Raw genomic sequence first — 15,164 nt, 5'->3', positions numbered from 1 at the left:
GGCGTCCCACCAGAACAACAAGGGCAGAACCGAGCAAACGGCTACCAGGCAAGCGTCAACGAGCCGATGCGAACGCCAAAGCCGACCGCAGTCTGCACTCAGCCGATGCGGTCTGGTCCGGGTTGGCGGGTGTCGTCGAGGGGCCGGCGGGCGAGCCGGCGACACAAGGGCCGGGCGACGGGGCTGGGGGTGGGTTGCCATCCTTGAGGTGGACGGGGGTCCGACCTGCGGTTGATCCGGGGCTGAGCTGCGGGTACGTACGCTGTCCGCATGGTCGTGCGGGCGTGGGACTGGCTGCGGGGCAGGAAGCCCCTGGTCGACGCGTTCTTCGCGGCGCCCCTGTTGTTCCTCTCCCTCCCCGGGCTGCTGGGGGACTCGTACGGGATCGGCAAGGGAACGTACGCCTTGATGACGGTCGTTCTGATGGCCCCCCTCGTCTTGCGCCGTACCTTCCCGCGCGCGGTCTTCGCCGTGGTCGCGCTGATCTCGTTCGTCCAGTGCGTGCTGAACGTGATCCCAGTGCTGGCGAACGCCGCCGTCCTGATGGGCCTTTACACGGTCGCGGCTGGCTGCTCCTTCCGGTGGGGGCTGGCGGCGGTGTTGAGCACGGGGGTGGGGGCAGCCATGGCGACGTGGCGTTATCCGGATGGCGCCGACGACAGGAAGTACACGTTCGCCATGCTGGCGGTGGTCGTGGCCGGTGTGTGGCTACTCGGCCTGCACATGCGAACGCGCCGTGCGTATCTACGCTCGGTGGAGGAGCGGGCCGAGCGGCTGGAGCGTGAACGCGACAACGAGGTCAAGATGGCCACGGCCGCCGAGCGCGCGCGTATCGCCCGCGAGCTTCACGACGTCGTGGCCCATAACGTCAGTGTCATCGTGGTCCAGGCCGATGGCGCGTCCTATGCCATCGACACCGATGTGGGGCGGGCCAGGCAGGCCCTGGAGACGATTTCCTCGACGGGCCGGCTGGCGCTCGGGGAGATGCGGCGGCTCCTGGGTGTCCTGCGCGAGAACGACGATGTGGGAGTGTTCGCACCGCAGCCGGGAGTGGCGCAGATCGACGAGCTGGTGGAGCAGGTCCGTGCGTCCGGGCTTCCGGTGACGTTCACGGTGGACGGGACACCGGCGGTGATGTCGGAGGGACGCCAGCTGACGGTCTTCAGGATCGTCCAGGAGGCGTTGACCAACACGCTCAAGCACGGCGGTCCGCGCGCGGCCGTGTCGGTCCGGTTGCGGTACGAGGGCGACGCCTTGGAGATCCGGGTGGACGATGACGGTCGTGGCGCCGCGGCCCCCGATGACGGCCGGGGCCATGGTCTCGCCGGGATGCGGGAGCGCGTCGCCGTGTACGGGGGCAGTGTCCGCGCGGCGCCGCGTCCGGGAGGCGGTTTCGAGGTCGTCGCACGGATCCCGGTACGGGAGGAGGTGGACGCGGCGTGAGAGGACGAGGCCGAGCGCCTGAGCCTCGTGTGTGCGCAGGCGCGAACCTTGTTCCGTGCGGAGGGGGCTCGGCTGGCCGCTTGCGAGAGTCTCGCGTGTGCAGACACAGGGCCTCATCTGACCGGCCGTACGACGGTCGTCTGAGCAAAGGTGCGGGCCTCGCTTGACCGGAGGCGCGAGCGCCGCTCTGGCCGACGGCTGCGCGAGCGTTGCCCGATCGATGGCGTGAGTGTCGTTCTGATTGACAGCGTGAGTGTCAACCGACCGACAAGGTCGTCCCATAGGGAGTGTGCATGACGGAGATGGACGGCGTGGCGCCCATCCGTGTGGTCCTGGTCGACGACCAGGAACTGGTGCGGGCCGGGTTCACGATGGTGCTGGACGCGCAGCCGGACATCCAGGTCGTCGGTGAGGCAGGCGACGGTGTGCAGGCACTGGAACTGCTGCGCGGGACGGAGGCGGACGTGGTGCTCATGGACGTCCGGATGCCGCGCATGGACGGGATCGAGGCGACCCGGAGGGTGGTGGCGCGGTCGGGGCCGAAGGTCGTCATCCTGACCACGTTCGACCTCGACGAGTACGCGTTCGCGGCGATCAAGGCCGGGGCCGGTGGATTCCTGCTGAAGGACGCGGGACCGGCGCAGCTGATCGAGGCCATCAAGGCCGTGCATTCGGGGGATGCGGTGGTGGCGCCGAGCACGACGAAGCGGCTCCTGGACCGGTTCGCGGTGCATCTGCCGGACGCGGAGGAGAAGGCGGGCAGGGGGCTGGAGAGCCTCACCGAGCGGGAGGGTGAGGTGCTGATGCTGGTGGCCCGCGGGTTGTCGAACGCGGAGATCGCGGAGCGGCTGTACGTCTCGGAGGCCACCGTCAAAACGCATATGGGACGGATCCTGATGAAGCTCGGCTTGCGGGATCGGGTCCAGGCGGTCGTGTTCGCCTATGAGACAGGCCTGGTCAAAAGCGGCCAAAGGGACGACCCCGGGTAGTGAGATTGTCACTCCGTGATGACCATTTGCCATCATCATGGGGGTTGAGAACGATCTAGCAGAAAGTAGCTGGGTAACTACCGTACGCGACGCCGCCTTATCGCGCGACGTCGGCAATTGTCAGATCGGGCCTGCTGAGCCCACGTACGGGAGGACTCTCGTGTTCAAGAAGCTTGCCGCCACCGGCATCCTCGGCTTCGCGGTCGCCGGCGCCGCCCTGGCCTCGACGCCCGCGTACGCCGGCGTCTACGGCGGTGGCCATGGAAAGGGCCACGGCAAAGGTCACGGCTCGTTCAACCACAACAAGACCAGTGGCGATAACTCGATCCTGGGCGGCACCCAGGTGATCGCGCCGATCTCGATCCCGGTGAACGTCTGCGGCGTTGCGGTCGGGGTCTTCGGCGAGGCTCAGGCCGCTTGCAAGGGTGGTGCGTCCGTCAAGAACTGAACTCTTCATCCTGACCAGGAGCCGAAAGGCGCGGCTACTGTGCCGCGTTGGGACGGCTCGCTGGTCCTGATGAACCGGGCGTTCGCGCCCGTCGCTGAAGCGTCGGAACCCGAAAGGGTCTCCGGCGCTTCCGCGTTCCAGCACACGTTCCGTTGGCTCCATTGCCAGGTGGGTGGCTGTCGGGGCAAGCACGTCCGAGCGCGCCCAGGCAAGCACGCACGAAAAGGGTGCAAGGGAAGCAGGCACGAGTGTGTTCGGCGGGCAGGCACGGGCGTGCCCGGCAAGGGTGGGTGGGGTGTCCCGGGTGCGGGTCAGTGGGCGGAGGTCTGACCGGTTCGTACGACTCAAGTCGTACAAGGAAGCGGTTCGTAGCCGCGAGGCTGACGGGGATCGTGGCCGTCGGACGGATGGCAGGCGCGGCGCCGATTTCTAGCGTGGTCATCGACCAGTCCGAGCCATGGCCGAGCCTGAAGGAGCCATCGTGACCAGCACGTTCACCGATCCGCCCGGGGGCGTCCCCGGGGCCGTAGCCGTGCCGGCGGTCACGGCCGAGGACGTGTCGAAGGTGTACGGGTCCGGTGATGCGGCCGTGCATGCGTTGCGCGGGGTCAGCGTCGGGTTCGCGAAGGGCGCCTTCACGGCGATCATGGGGCCGTCCGGATCGGGGAAGTCGACGCTGATGCACTGCCTGGCGGGGCTCGACACCGTCACGTCGGGACGGATCGTCCTCGGCGACGCCGAGATCACCGGGATGGGCGACCGGCAGCTGACGATGCTGCGCCGCGACCGCGTGGGGTTCGTGTTCCAGGCGTTCAACCTGCTGCCGACGCTGACGGCCGAGCAGAACATTCTGCTCCCGCTGGAGCTCGCCGGCCGCAAACCCGACCGGGCGTGGTTCGGCCAGGTCGTGGACGTTCTCGGGCTGCGTGACCGGCTGCGGCACCGGCCGAGCGAGCTGTCGGGCGGGCAGCAGCAGCGGGTGGCGTGCGCCCGCGCGATCGTCGCCCGCCCCGAAGTGATCTTCGCGGACGAGCCGACCGGCAACCTCGACTCGCGGGTGGGCGCGGAGGTCCTGGGGTTCCTGCGCGCGTCCGTCCGCGAGATGGGGCAGACGATCGTGCTGGTCACCCATGACCCGGTGGCCGCCTCGTACGCCGACCGGGTGGTGTTCCTGCGCGACGGCGAGATCGTGTCGGAGATCGTCCAGCCGACGCCCGAGGCCGTCCTCGACCGGCTCAAGAACCTGGGGGCGTGATGCTGAGGACGGCACTGGCGGGCCTGCGCGCCCACAAGCTGCGGTTTCTGCTGACGGCGGTCGCCATCACGCTCGGCGTCGGATTCATTTCGGGGACGTTCGTCCTCACCGACACGATGGACAAGGGCGTCGCCAAGACGTTCGCGCGTTCCGCCGACAAGGTCGATTTCGCAGTGCTCCCCGACGACGACGCAGAGAAGGGGCTCAGCGCCGACATGCTCAGCCGGGTTCGCGCAGTACCCGGCGTGACGGACGTGCACGGCATGGTCAAGGGCGACGCAGCCCTTGTCGGCAAGGACGGTAAGGCGGTCGGCGATTTCCCCACTGTCGGTATGTCCGTGCCGTCCGGGAAGCTGTTGCGCTACGAGCTCGACAAGGGGCGACCTCCGTCCGGCGGAGCCGAGACCGTCCTCGACACCGAACTGGCCAAGCGGGAGGGCTACGCCGTCGGCGACATGGTGACGGTCCTGGACGAGAAGAACCGGCCGCACCGGTTCACCGTCGTCGGACTGGTCGATTTCGGCATCGACCGGGAGGCGGGCTTCCGTGGCGGCGTGGGCTTCGACCCCGCGACCGCCAAGTCGATGACCGGCGAGAGGACGTATGAGGAGATCGACGTCGCGGGCGGGAACCGGGCGGCGATCGAGGCGGCCGTGCAGGCGTCCGCGCGGGCCGGCGGCGCCGGCGACTCGGGTGACGCGGGCGGGGCGGCGTCCGGCCGCGTCTACAGCGGTGCGGAGCTGGGGACGAAGCTGGCGAAGGCGGCGGGTGCCGACACGAAGATCATCCGCACCGGGCTGCTGATCTTCGGTCTGGTGGCGATGCTGGTGTCCGCCCTGGTCATCTACAACACGTTCGCCATCCTGATCGCCCAGCGGATGCGGGAGATGGCGCTGCTGCGCTGCGTGGGCGCGACCCGCCGGCAGATCTTCGGCGGCGTGGTCGTGGAGTCCGTGGTGGTCGGCCTGGTCGGTTCACTGCTGGGCCTCGTCGCCGGTGTCGGGCTCGGCGCGGGCGCGCTCGTCGGGATCAGGCAGCTGGATCCCGGACTCGCCCCGGCGGGGCCGTCGGGCACGTCCCTCGCCCCGCGGACGATCATGATCGGGCTGGCGGTCGGCGTCATCGTGACCGTCGTGTCGGCCCTCCTGCCGGCCCGCGCGGCGACGCGCGTCGCACCCGTCGCCGCGCTGCGCTCGGAACTGGAGCCCGGCAGCGGACGGTTCCGCCTCGGCGTGCCGCGCACGGTGATCGCCGTTCTCCTCGGCATCGCGGGCCTGGTCATCGGGGCGGCCGGTTCGCTCGCCATGCCGAAGGGCGAGGCCGCGATGTTCGTGGTCGCGCTCGCCGGCGGCGTGTTCTTCCTCGCGGTGATCGCGGCGATGCCGGCGCTGGTCCGGCCGCTCGGGCGGTTCGCGGGTGCGGCCCCGGCGCGGCTCGGCGGAGTGCCTGGACGGCTGGCGGTGGCGAACGCGCAGCGCGCCCCCCGCCGCACCGCGACCACCACGATCGCGCTGACCGTCGGCGTCGGGCTGATGAGCCTGTTCGCGGTGGTCGCGGCGAGCGGGAAGGCGACCGCGACCCACAAGCTGGAGGAACAGTTCCCCGTCGAGTTCCAGATCCAGACGCAGGACTTCGAGGGGACCGTCCCGCGCGCGCTTGCCGCGACCCTGCGCGAGCGTCCCGAAGTCGCCGACGTCATCGAGCTGCACCGGCAGACCAAGGCCGCCGGGAAGGACGAGGGTGTCTCCGCCGTCACCACGTCCGCCCTCGGCACGATCGTGAAACCCGAGATGACGGAGGGCTCTCTGGACGCGGCGCAAAAGCCGGGAACCGCCATGGTGGACGCGAACACGGCCAAAACCCTCGGCCTTGCCGTAGGAAAGACGGTCCAGGTGAGAAGCGTGCACGGCACCGTCCCAGTGAAGATCGCCGCGATCTACGCGCCGGGCGCCGGCCTGGACGGAATCGTCGTCCCCGAATCCGACTTCACCCGGTATTTCGGTGCCCGCGACCCGGCGACGATCTACGTCAACACCCATGACGACGTGGCCGCGTCCGATGCCCGCCGGGCCGTCGAGAGCGCCGCGCAGCCCTATCCGGCCGCGAAGGTGATCTCCAGCGCCGAATTCAAGGAGTCGATGACGAAGGCCGTGGACATGGTTCTGATGATCTTCGGTGGGCTGCTCGGCCTGGCGATCGTCATCGCGCTGTTCGGCATCGCCAACACGCTGACCCTCTCCGTCGTGGAACGCACCCGCGAGTCGGCGCTGCTGCGCGCCCTCGGCCTCACCAAACGCCAGCTCCGGCGGATGCTGTCCGTCGAGGCCCTGGTCATGGCCGTGATCGGCGCGGTCACCGGAGTCGTGCTCGGCGTGGTGTTCGGCTGGGCCGCCACCAACGCGATGGCGTCGGACTCCGTCTTCTCGCTGCCCTACCTGCAGGTCGTCGCGTTCGTCGTCCTCGCGGGCCTCGCCGGGACGGCCGCCGCCGTGATGCCCGCGCGGCGCGCCGCGAGAACGTCCATCGTGGAGTCCCTCTCGCATGACTGAATGGGGTGCGGGGCGGCGACCACCGCCCCCCACCGCCACCCGCCGGGCGGCGTGACCCAGGCCCGCGGGTACCCTGGTTCGCGCACGTCCGGTACCTACCTGAGGACTGGAACGAACCGATGGACCCACACGCCACGCCTTCTTCCGCCGCGCCCGGAAACGGGCCGGAGCCGAGCCCGGAGGACAGGCCGGCTCGGCTCGCGGTCGGCGTCGTCGGCGCCGGCCGCGTCGGCACGGCGCTCGGCGCCGCGCTGGCCCGCGCGGGCCACCGCGTGGTCGCCGCCACCGCCGTGTCCGAGCGGTCGCGGACCCACGTGGCGGAACGCCTCCCCGGCGCGAACGTCGCGACCCCGCCGGAGGTCGTGGCGGCCGCCGACCTGGTGTTGCTGACCGTGCCGGACGACGAGCTGCCCGAACTGGCGTCCGGCCTGGTGTCCGCAGGCGTCCCGGTCACGGGCAAACTCGTCCTGCACACCAGCGGCCGCTACGGAACCGCCATCCTCGACCCGCTCACCCGAGCCGGCGCCCTCCCCCTCGCCCTGCATCCGGTCATGACGTTCACCGGCCGCCCGGACGATGTGAACCGGCTGGCCGGCATCTCGTTCGGCGTCACGTCTCCCGAGCCGCTGCGCCCGGTCGCGGAGGCGCTCGTCGTGGAGATGGGCGGCGAACCCGTCTGGATCACCGAGGACATGCGCCCCCTGTACCACGCGGCCCTCGCCGGAGGCGCGAACCACCTGGTCACCCTGGTCGTCGAGTCGATGGACCTGCTCCGCCTCGCCGGCGTGGCCGAACCCGGCCGGATGCTCGGCCCCCTCCTCGGCGCCGCCCTCGACAACGGCCTCCGCCTCGGCATCGACGGCCTCACCGGCCCGGTCGCCCGCGGCGACGCCGGAACGGTCTCCGACCACGTCGCCGAACTGGCAAAGGTGTCCCCCGAGAGCCGCCGCTCCTACATCGCCCTGGCCCGCCTCACCGCCGACCGCGCCTTGGCAGCCGGAATGCTCAAGCCCGAGGACGCCGAACGCCTCCTAGAAGCCTTGGCCGACTGACCAGGACAAACCGTGCAACCACCGAACCCAGCCGTCGGCGCCCCGGCCGCCACGCAATCCTCGGCACCCCAAGCCCCGCCTATGACCTGGTCCCCGGCGGACCCCACGCCGCCCGCAGCCGACTCGAGACCCAACGAATCCCCAGCTCACACCCGCAAGTCAGTCTCCATCGGCGGGCAACCGCTCGCGGCCAGCCCGCCACGCGCAACTCGCTCGACACCCACAGAAAACGCAGCCGCCGTTGGCTTGCACGCATCAGCCGGAGCCCCAGAGCTGGCTGCCGCCTCAACAGCTGCGGTAGGTGCCGTGCACGCGGGAAGTCCGACAGTCGCCGACAGGTCACCGTCCGCTGGCATCCGGACTCCGGCGGCGGGCAGTCCGGTATGTGTGACTGGTCCGACGCCCTCCGAGACGGCGGACGTGAAGGGGACATGATGACACCGACGATCGCCCGGACACGGGACGAGCTGATCGAGGCCCGATCTGGGGTCAAAGGAACCCTGGCGTTCGTTCCGACCATGGGGGCGCTGCATGAAGGTCACCGCTCCCTGATTCGGCTGGCCCGCCGGAGGGCGGACGCGGTCGCGGTCAGCATCTTTGTCAACCCGCTCCAGTTCGGCCCGGACGAGGATTTCGGCCGTTACCCCCGGACACTCGCCGCCGACCTCGATATCTGTGCCGCCGAGGGTGCTGACCTCGTCTTCGCGCCATCCCGTTCGGTGATGTATCCGGATGATCCGCAGGTCACGATCAAGTCAGGCCCGATGGGCGAGGTCGTCGAGGGCGCCAGCCGGCCTGGCCACTTCGACGGGATGCTCACCGTCGTGCTGAAGCTGCTCAACCTCGTCCGTCCCGATGTGGCCGTCTTTGGTGAGAAGGACGCGCAGCAACTCGCGATGATCCGCCGGATGGTCGCCGATCTGAACGTGCCCGTCGAGATCGTCGGCGGTCCGACGGTGCGGGAATCTGATGGGCTGGCCCTCTCGAGCCGTAACCGGTACCTCTCCGAGGACGAACGCCGGACCGCCCTCGCCCTGTCGCGCGCGCTTCGCGCTGGCGCCGACGCTTCGCTTGGCGGACCCGGGGCGGTGATTGCCGCGGCGAACGTCGTCCTCGACAAGGCCGCGACCGCCGACCCGCCGCTCCTCCTCGACTACCTCGTCCTCGTCGACCCCGCGACCTTCACAGCCATAACGCCGCCTTACGCGGGTCCGGCCGTTCTGGCCGTTGCCGGCCGCGTCGGTGCCACCCACCTGATCGACAACGTCCCCCTCCAGTTTCCTGAGGAGTCCTGATGTTCCGGACGATGTTCAAGTCGAAGATCCACCGCGCCACCGTGACGCAGGCGGACCTGCACTACGTCGGCTCGCTGACCATCGACCAGGACCTGATGGACGCCGCCGACCTGCTGCCAGGAGAGCAGGTCTCGATCGTGGACATCGACAACGGCGCCCGCCTGGAGACCTACCTGATCGCCGGCGAGCGCGGCTCCGGCGTCATCGGCATCAACGGTGCCGCCGCCCGGCTCGTCCAGCCCGGTGATCTCGTCATCATCATCAGCTACGCCCAGCTCACCGACGCCGAGGCCCGCGAGTTCGTCCCTCGCGTCGTCCACGTCGATCGATCCAACAGGATCATCGCTCTGGACTCCGACCCGGCTGCCCCCGTCCCAGGCACCTCTCAAATCCGCGGAGACCAGACCCTTCGCTGAGCAGGCTCCGGGCAACCTGCCAGACCGCAGACCTGGTTCGGTGGACTTCGTCGTCGGGGGCCCCTGTCCCATGTGGTGCTCGTGGATGTGGTGCGGCGGCCTCGCCTGTGTGTGGTTGCTCTTTGATCGAGCGGCTTGGCTTGTGGGATGCATCTGGCCGGTGCGGTGGGTGGTCGTGGGGTGGGCGTGTTTGTGTGTTGGTTTCTGGGGGTTGCGTGAAATGTGGGGGGTGGGCGTTCGGGTTGGGGGGAGGTTAGGGTCATAATGACGAGAATCGATCCCGAGGAGGGTTCATGATCCCTTCCGTTCTCGTCGCGCCCGATCCAGGCTGGATCGCCGAGACCGATGTCGTCGTTGTCGGGTCCGGTATCGCGGGGCTGGTCGCCGCGTTGCGGTGCCGGCCGCATGGGCGGGTGCTGCTCGTCACCAAGGCCCTTCTGGACGCGGGGTCGACTCGCTGGGCGCAGGGCGGGATCGCCGCGGCGCTCGCGCCCGACGACAGTCCCGAGGAGCACTTCGCGGACACGCTCGTCGCCGGGGTTGGGCTGTGTGACGAGGACACGGTCCGGGCGCTCGTGTCCGAGGGGCCGGACGCCGTTCGTGGGCTCATCGAACTGGGTACCGCGTTCGACCGTTCTGGTGGTGGGGAGATCGCGCTGACCCGGGAGGGAGGCCATCACCGGCGCCGGATCGCTCATGCGGGCGGTGACGCCACCGGCGCGGAGATCAGTCGCGCGTTGCTCGCCGCTATCAAGGACTCTGGTGTTGAGGTCATTGAGCATGCGCTCGTCCTCGACTTGTTGAAGGACCACAGTGGACGCGCGGCAGGCGTCACCCTGCACGTCATGGGCGAAGGGCAGCCGGGTGGTGTCGGTGCCGTTCGGGCCCGTGCGGTCGTGCTCGCGACCGGGGGACTGGGGCAGGTGTTCTCGGCCACGACGAACCCTGAGGTCTCCACGGGCGATGGTGTCGCGCTCGCCTTGCGGGCGGGAGCCGATGTCGCCGATCTTGAGTTCGTCCAGTTCCATCCGACCGTGCTGTGGCTCGGCGAGGGGGCACTTGGGCAGCAGCCGCTGATTTCGGAGGCGGTGCGGGGCGAGGGCGCGTATCTCGTCGACCACTCCGGGGAACGGTTCATGGTCGGACGTCACGACCTCGTGGAACTCGCTCCGCGGGACGTCGTCGCCAAGGGCATCATGAACCGGATGCGCGAGACCGGCGCGTCCCACATGCTGCTGGACGGTCGGCACCTCGGCGCCACGATGTGGGAGAAGCGGTTCCCGACCATTCTGGCCGCCTGCCGGCACCACGGCATCGACCCCGTGACCGAGCCGATCCCGATCGTCCCCGCTGCGCATTACGCGAGTGGGGGCGTTCGCACGGACCTGCACGGACGGACGTCCGTACCCGGCCTCTACGCTTGCGGCGAGGTCGCCTGCACTGGTGTCCACGGTGCGAATCGGCTGGCGTCCAACTCCCTTCTGGAGGGTCTCGTTTTCGCCGAACGCATCGCCGTTGCTCTTCAGGCCGAATTGGGAGCGGCCTCTGTGGGCGCGAGTGGGAGTGCGCATGCGCGGGCGGACGATTCGGCCATGGGTGGATTGGTGGTTGCTGGGGGAGCGCGCGGGACGGGCATGGTGGGCGGCTCCGGGGGAGATTGCGGATTGGTCGGGGCCGAGGCGCGGGGAGAGATTCAGCGGATCATGACGTCCTACGCGGGTGTGCTGCGCGGGGCGGGTGGGCTGGAGGCCGCTGCTCGCGAACTGGCCGCATTGCCTCGGGAGGCGGCGGAATCGGGGCTCGAGCCAGGGGCGACACCGGGGGCGGAACCGGGGGTCGAGGCTTGGGAGGCCACCAATCTGCACACGGTCGCGTCCGCGATCGTCGCGGCGGCGCGGCGGCGGGAGGAGACGCGGGGCAGCCACTGGCGAGACGACTTCCCCGACCGGCGCGACGAGGACTGGCGCGGGCATCTGGTGACGCGGTTGGAAGGGAACGTCCTGACGACCACCTACGAACCTCTGGAAGGAAAGCGCTCATGACACCGGAACTGTCGCAGAAGCTGAGCGACGCCGGGCTCGATCCACAAGCTGTGGATAACCTCGTCCGGACGGCGCTGGCAGAGGACGGCGAAGTCGACGTCACCAGCATGCCGATCTTCGCGCCAGAGGCCACCGCAGCCGGGGACCTCAGGGCCCGTGAGGACGGCGTGGTCGCCGGTGTTCCTGTGGCATGCGTCGTGTTCGAGGTCCTGGACCTGGCCTACCAGGCGAAGGTCGAAGATGGGGAACGGGTCGTCCCAGGACAGGTGCTCATTTCGGTGAGCGGGTCTACCAGGGCGCTGCTGCGCGCTGAGAGGACGGCCCTGAACCTGCTGACCCACCTGTCCGGAATCGCGACGGTCACCCGGAAATGGATGGACGCGATGACCGGTACCAAGGCCAGGGTCCGCGATACGCGAAAAACGCTGCCTGGCCTGCGCGCACTGCAGAAGTACGCCGTGCACTGCGGTGGAGGCGTCAACCACCGGATGGGCCTGTACGACGCCGCACTCATCAAGGACAACCACGTCGCGGCCGCAGGAAGCGTCACCAAGGCCTACGAGTCCATTCGCGCCGTGTACCCGTCGCTCCACATCCAGGTGGAGTGCGACACTCTCGTCCAGGTCGAAGAGGCCCTCTCAGTGGGCGCGCAGAGCATCCTGCTCGATAACATGACCGACGCCGAGATGGCCGAGGCGGTACGGCTTGTCGCGGGGCGGGCGGAGCTCGAGGCCAGCGGTGGGCTTACGCTGGACCGGGCCCGAGACGTCGCCGTGACCGGCGTGGACTACCTTGCCGTCGGCGCGCTGACGCACTCGGCGCGCGTGTTCGACATCGGCCTTGACTTCACCTGATCAGCGGGGACCTGATGCTGCTCACCATCGACGTCGGCAACACCCAGACCGTCCTCGGCCTGTTCGAGGGCGACGAGGTGATCGAGCACTGGAGGATCAACACCGATCCGCGCCGCACCGCCGACGAGATCGCGGTGGTCCTGCAGGGGCTCGTCCAGCAGAGCCCCTTGCTGGCCGAGACCGACATCAGCGGCATCGCCCTGTGTTCCACGGTTCCGTCCGTCCTGCACGAGATGCGGGAGATGTGCCGCCGCTACTACGGCGACGTGCAGGCGGTGATCGTGGAGCCCGGCGTCAAGACCGGCGTCCCCGTCCGGATGGACAATCCGAAGGAGGTCGGCGCCGACCGCATCGTGAACGCGCTGGCAGCCGTCCACACCCATGGCGGTCCCGCGATCGTCGTCGACTTCGGCACCGCGACGACGTTCGACGCCGTCTCCGCCAAGGGCGAGTACGTGGGCGGTGCGATCGCGCCCGGCATCGAGATCTCGATCGACGCGCTGTCGTCGCGCGGTGCCCAGTTGCACAAGATCGAGCTGGTCAGGCCGCGGAGCGTGGTGGCCAAGAACACCGTCGAGGCGCTGCAGTCCGGGATCATCTTCGGCTTCGCCGGGCAGGTGGACGGCATCGTCGAGCGGATGTCCGAGGAACTCGCCGCCGACCCCGGCGAGGTCACGGTCATCGCCACCGGCGGCCTCGCCCCCCTCGTCCTGGAGGAGTCCCGCAGCATCGACGCGTTCGAGCCGTGGCTCACCCTCATCGGCCTGCGCCTGATCTACGAGCGCAACACCGTCTGAGCGCGTCCCGCCGTGGGCCCCTCGGTTACGCGCGAGCGTTCGGTTCGCTTAGCCGGGTGGCGGTGGGACGGCGGAGTGGTCACGAGCGAGCATTGACGGGTGTTGGTGACGCGTCGTCGCGCTCGCTCGGGAGCTGGCCTGGTGTTAGACGCCAGGCGAGCGTTCTGACGCGACTTTGAGGCATGCCCTAACCTGCATGCGCACTCGTTTGGGACGGGCCCTTGCGCGTCCGTCGGTCTCGTCCGTCGGTCTCGTCCGTCGGTCTCGTTCGTCGATCGTGTCCGTTGATCGCGGCGTCGAATGTGCTTGTCACGAGCGTGGCCCTCAGCAGGTGGCGGTAAGTCGTTCGCGGGGCATCCGGCGGGGTCGATAGCCTTTAGGGCGTGACAGACGAGACCTTCGACGAGCTTCCGGAGCAGATGCGTGTGCGCCGGGAGAAGCTCGACCGGCTTCGGGCGAGCGGTATCGATCCCTACCCGGTGACCTTCCCGCGGACGGCGATGATCGCCGACGTCCGCGCGAAACACCCGGACCTTGAGCCGGGCACCGAGACGGGCGAGAAGGTCGGCGTCACCGGTCGCGTCATGCTGATCCGCAACACCGGGAAGCTGTGCTTCGCGACCATCCGGGACGGCGGCGGAGAGATCCAGATCATGCTGTCGCTCGCCAAGGTCGGGCAGGAGCAGCTGGACGCCTGGAAGCGGGACGTCGACCTCGGCGACCACGTCGGCGTCGAGGGCGAGGTCATCACGTCCCGCCGCGGCGAGCTGTCCATCATGGCGGACCGGTTCGCGATCACGTCCAAGTGCCTGCGGCCGCTGCCGGAGAAGCACGCGGGCCTGACCGACCCGGAGGCGCGGGTCCGGCAGCGCTACGTCGACCTGATCGTCAACGACGAGGCCCGGAAGATGGCCCGGCTCCGCAGCGACACCGTCCGTGCGGTGCGGGACTTCTGGCATGACGAGGGGTACCTCGAGGTCGAGACGCCGATGCTGCAGCCGATCCACGGCGGCGCGACGGCACGTCCGTTCACCACGCACATCAACGCGTACAACATGGACCTCTACCTGCGCATCGCGATCGAGCTGTATCTGAAGCGGCTCGTCGTCGGCGGCATCGAGAAGGTCTTCGAGGTCAACCGGAACTTCCGGAACGAAGGCGCGGACTCCACGCACAACCCCGAATTCACCATGCTGGAGGCTTACGGGACATACCTCGACTACAACGACATGGCCGACCTGACCCAGCGGATGTACCAGAAGGCGGTCGTCGCCGCCCTCGGTACCACCGTGGTCGTCCATGACGGCGTCGAGGTCGACCTCGGCGTGCCGGAATGGCCGCGGATCACGCTGTACGGGTCGGTGTCGGGTGCGCTCGGCGAGGAGGTCACGCCGCACACGCCGATCGAGCACGTCCGGAAGCTCGCCGACGCTCGCGGTATCTCCTGGGACCCGAAGTGGGGGCAGGGGAAGCTCGTCCAGGAACTGTTCGAGGAACTGGTCGAGCACACCCTCGTCCAGCCCACGTTCGTCATGGACTACCCGGTCGAGACGTCGCCGCTGACCCGCCAGCACCGCGAGGAGCCGCTGCTCACCGAGAAGTGGGACCTCATCGGTTTCGGGACGGAGCTGGGCACGGCGTATTCCGAGCTCATCGACCCGGTCGAGCAGCGCCGCCGGCTCACCGAGCAGTCGCTGCTGGCCGCCGGTGGCGACCCCGAGGCCATGCAGCTGGACGAGGACTTCCTGCGCGCCCTGGAGTATGCGATGCCGCCCACCGGCGGAATGGGCGCCGGTATCGACCGGATGATCATGGCGTTCACCGGCAAGGGCATCCGCGAGACGATCCTGTTCCCGCTGGTCAAGCCCGAATAACACTCGGAGGGGTCCGCGCCTGGCCCGGTCATCCCCGCGCCCGGGCCGCCGCTGGGGCACCCCACGCCCAGCCGCCGCTGGGCGCTCCTGCCCGGATGCTCTGTGCCAGGGCGCTCCATGCCTGGCGCTCCATGCCCGGACGCTCCGTGC

General features: G+C 69.3%; 12 protein-coding genes. All 12 read left to right on the top strand.

Annotated features, from left to right (window positions below; genetic code table 11):
- Positions 1 to 270: 270 nt before the first annotated feature.
- Positions 271 to 1,443 carry a sensor histidine kinase gene (locus ACH34S_RS38790; RefSeq protein ID WP_395957910.1) on the top strand — a complete coding sequence of 391 codons (1,173 nt, stop codon included), beginning with the start codon at positions 271 to 273 and terminating at the stop codon, positions 1,441 to 1,443.
- A 293-nt stretch (positions 1,444 to 1,736) separates the two neighbouring features.
- Positions 1,737 to 2,432 (top strand): response regulator, encoded by a 696-nt coding sequence (locus tag ACH34S_RS38785; RefSeq protein ID WP_395957909.1) that lies wholly within the window; start codon positions 1,737 to 1,739, stop codon positions 2,430 to 2,432.
- 160 nt (positions 2,433 to 2,592) lie between these two features.
- Complete coding sequence (locus ACH34S_RS38780; RefSeq protein WP_395957908.1) at positions 2,593 to 2,880, top strand: chaplin family protein; 288 nt, start codon at positions 2,593 to 2,595, stop codon at positions 2,878 to 2,880.
- A 457-nt stretch (positions 2,881 to 3,337) separates the two neighbouring features.
- Positions 3,338 to 4,135, top strand: coding sequence for an ABC transporter ATP-binding protein (locus ACH34S_RS38775; protein ID WP_395957907.1), 798 nt, complete (start codon positions 3,338 to 3,340; stop codon positions 4,133 to 4,135).
- Positions 4,135 to 6,684, top strand: a complete 2,550-nt coding sequence (locus ACH34S_RS38770; protein WP_395958016.1) for an ABC transporter permease — start codon at positions 4,135 to 4,137, stop codon at positions 6,682 to 6,684. Before ACH34S_RS38775 ends, ACH34S_RS38770 begins: the two co-directional genes overlap by 1 nt.
- A 119-nt stretch (positions 6,685 to 6,803) precedes the next feature.
- Positions 6,804 to 7,736, top strand: a complete 933-nt coding sequence (locus ACH34S_RS38765; RefSeq protein WP_395957906.1) for a Rossmann-like and DUF2520 domain-containing protein — start codon at positions 6,804 to 6,806, stop codon at positions 7,734 to 7,736.
- Between the two features lie 434 nt (positions 7,737 to 8,170).
- A complete protein-coding gene (panC, locus tag ACH34S_RS38760) occupies positions 8,171 to 9,031 on the top strand; it encodes a pantoate--beta-alanine ligase (protein ID WP_395957905.1) in 861 nt (286 codons plus the stop codon).
- Complete coding sequence (gene panD, locus ACH34S_RS38755) at positions 9,031 to 9,447, top strand: aspartate 1-decarboxylase (RefSeq protein ID WP_395957904.1); 417 nt, start codon at positions 9,031 to 9,033, stop codon at positions 9,445 to 9,447. The genes panC and panD overlap by 1 nt, the downstream gene beginning before the upstream one ends.
- A gap of 293 nt (positions 9,448 to 9,740) precedes the next feature.
- Entirely contained in the window at positions 9,741 to 11,489 is a 1,749-nt protein-coding gene (locus ACH34S_RS38750) for an L-aspartate oxidase (protein ID WP_395957903.1), read from the top strand.
- Positions 11,486 to 12,343, top strand: coding sequence for a carboxylating nicotinate-nucleotide diphosphorylase (gene nadC, locus ACH34S_RS38745; RefSeq protein ID WP_395957902.1), 858 nt, complete (start codon positions 11,486 to 11,488; stop codon positions 12,341 to 12,343). Before ACH34S_RS38750 ends, nadC begins: the two co-directional genes overlap by 4 nt.
- Positions 12,344 to 12,357: 14 nt before the next feature.
- On the top strand, positions 12,358 to 13,140 hold the full coding sequence (locus tag ACH34S_RS38740; protein ID WP_395957901.1) for a type III pantothenate kinase: 783 nt from the start codon (positions 12,358 to 12,360) through the stop codon (positions 13,138 to 13,140).
- A 383-nt stretch (positions 13,141 to 13,523) separates the two neighbouring features.
- The gene (lysX, locus tag ACH34S_RS38735) at positions 13,524 to 15,014 is read left to right on the top strand and encodes a bifunctional lysylphosphatidylglycerol synthetase/lysine--tRNA ligase LysX (protein ID WP_395957900.1); all 1,491 of its coding nucleotides are present in this window, start codon (positions 13,524 to 13,526) and stop codon (positions 15,012 to 15,014) included.
- Positions 15,015 to 15,164 lie beyond the last annotated feature (150 nt).

Source organism: Actinomadura sp. 3N508, from assembly GCF_044326375.1.
Taxonomy (GTDB): Bacteria; Actinomycetota; Actinomycetes; order Streptosporangiales; family Streptosporangiaceae; genus Spirillospora.
This window is presented reverse-complemented; position numbering and strand designations above follow the sequence as displayed.

Excerpts from the sequence above, each read along its gene's own strand:
- panC (WP_395957905.1), top strand. The coding sequence starts at position 8,171 with ATGACACCGACGATCGCCCGGACACGGGACGAGCTGATCGAGGCCCGA.
- ACH34S_RS38775 (WP_395957907.1), top strand. The coding sequence starts at position 3,338 with ATGGCCGAGCCTGAAGGAGCCATCGTGACCAGCACGTTCACCGATCCG.
- ACH34S_RS38785 (WP_395957909.1), top strand. The coding sequence starts at position 1,737 with ATGACGGAGATGGACGGCGTGGCGCCCATCCGTGTGGTCCTGGTCGAC.
- ACH34S_RS38765 (WP_395957906.1), top strand. The coding sequence starts at position 6,804 with ATGGACCCACACGCCACGCCTTCTTCCGCCGCGCCCGGAAACGGGCCG.
- nadC (WP_395957902.1), top strand. The coding sequence starts at position 11,486 with ATGACACCGGAACTGTCGCAGAAGCTGAGCGACGCCGGGCTCGATCCA.
- ACH34S_RS38750 (WP_395957903.1), top strand. The coding sequence starts at position 9,741 with ATGATCCCTTCCGTTCTCGTCGCGCCCGATCCAGGCTGGATCGCCGAG.
- panD (WP_395957904.1), top strand. The coding sequence starts at position 9,031 with ATGTTCCGGACGATGTTCAAGTCGAAGATCCACCGCGCCACCGTGACG.
- ACH34S_RS38740 (WP_395957901.1), top strand. The coding sequence starts at position 12,358 with ATGCTGCTCACCATCGACGTCGGCAACACCCAGACCGTCCTCGGCCTG.
- ACH34S_RS38790 (WP_395957910.1), top strand. The coding sequence starts at position 271 with ATGGTCGTGCGGGCGTGGGACTGGCTGCGGGGCAGGAAGCCCCTGGTC.
- ACH34S_RS38770 (WP_395958016.1), top strand. The coding sequence starts at position 4,135 with ATGCTGAGGACGGCACTGGCGGGCCTGCGCGCCCACAAGCTGCGGTTT.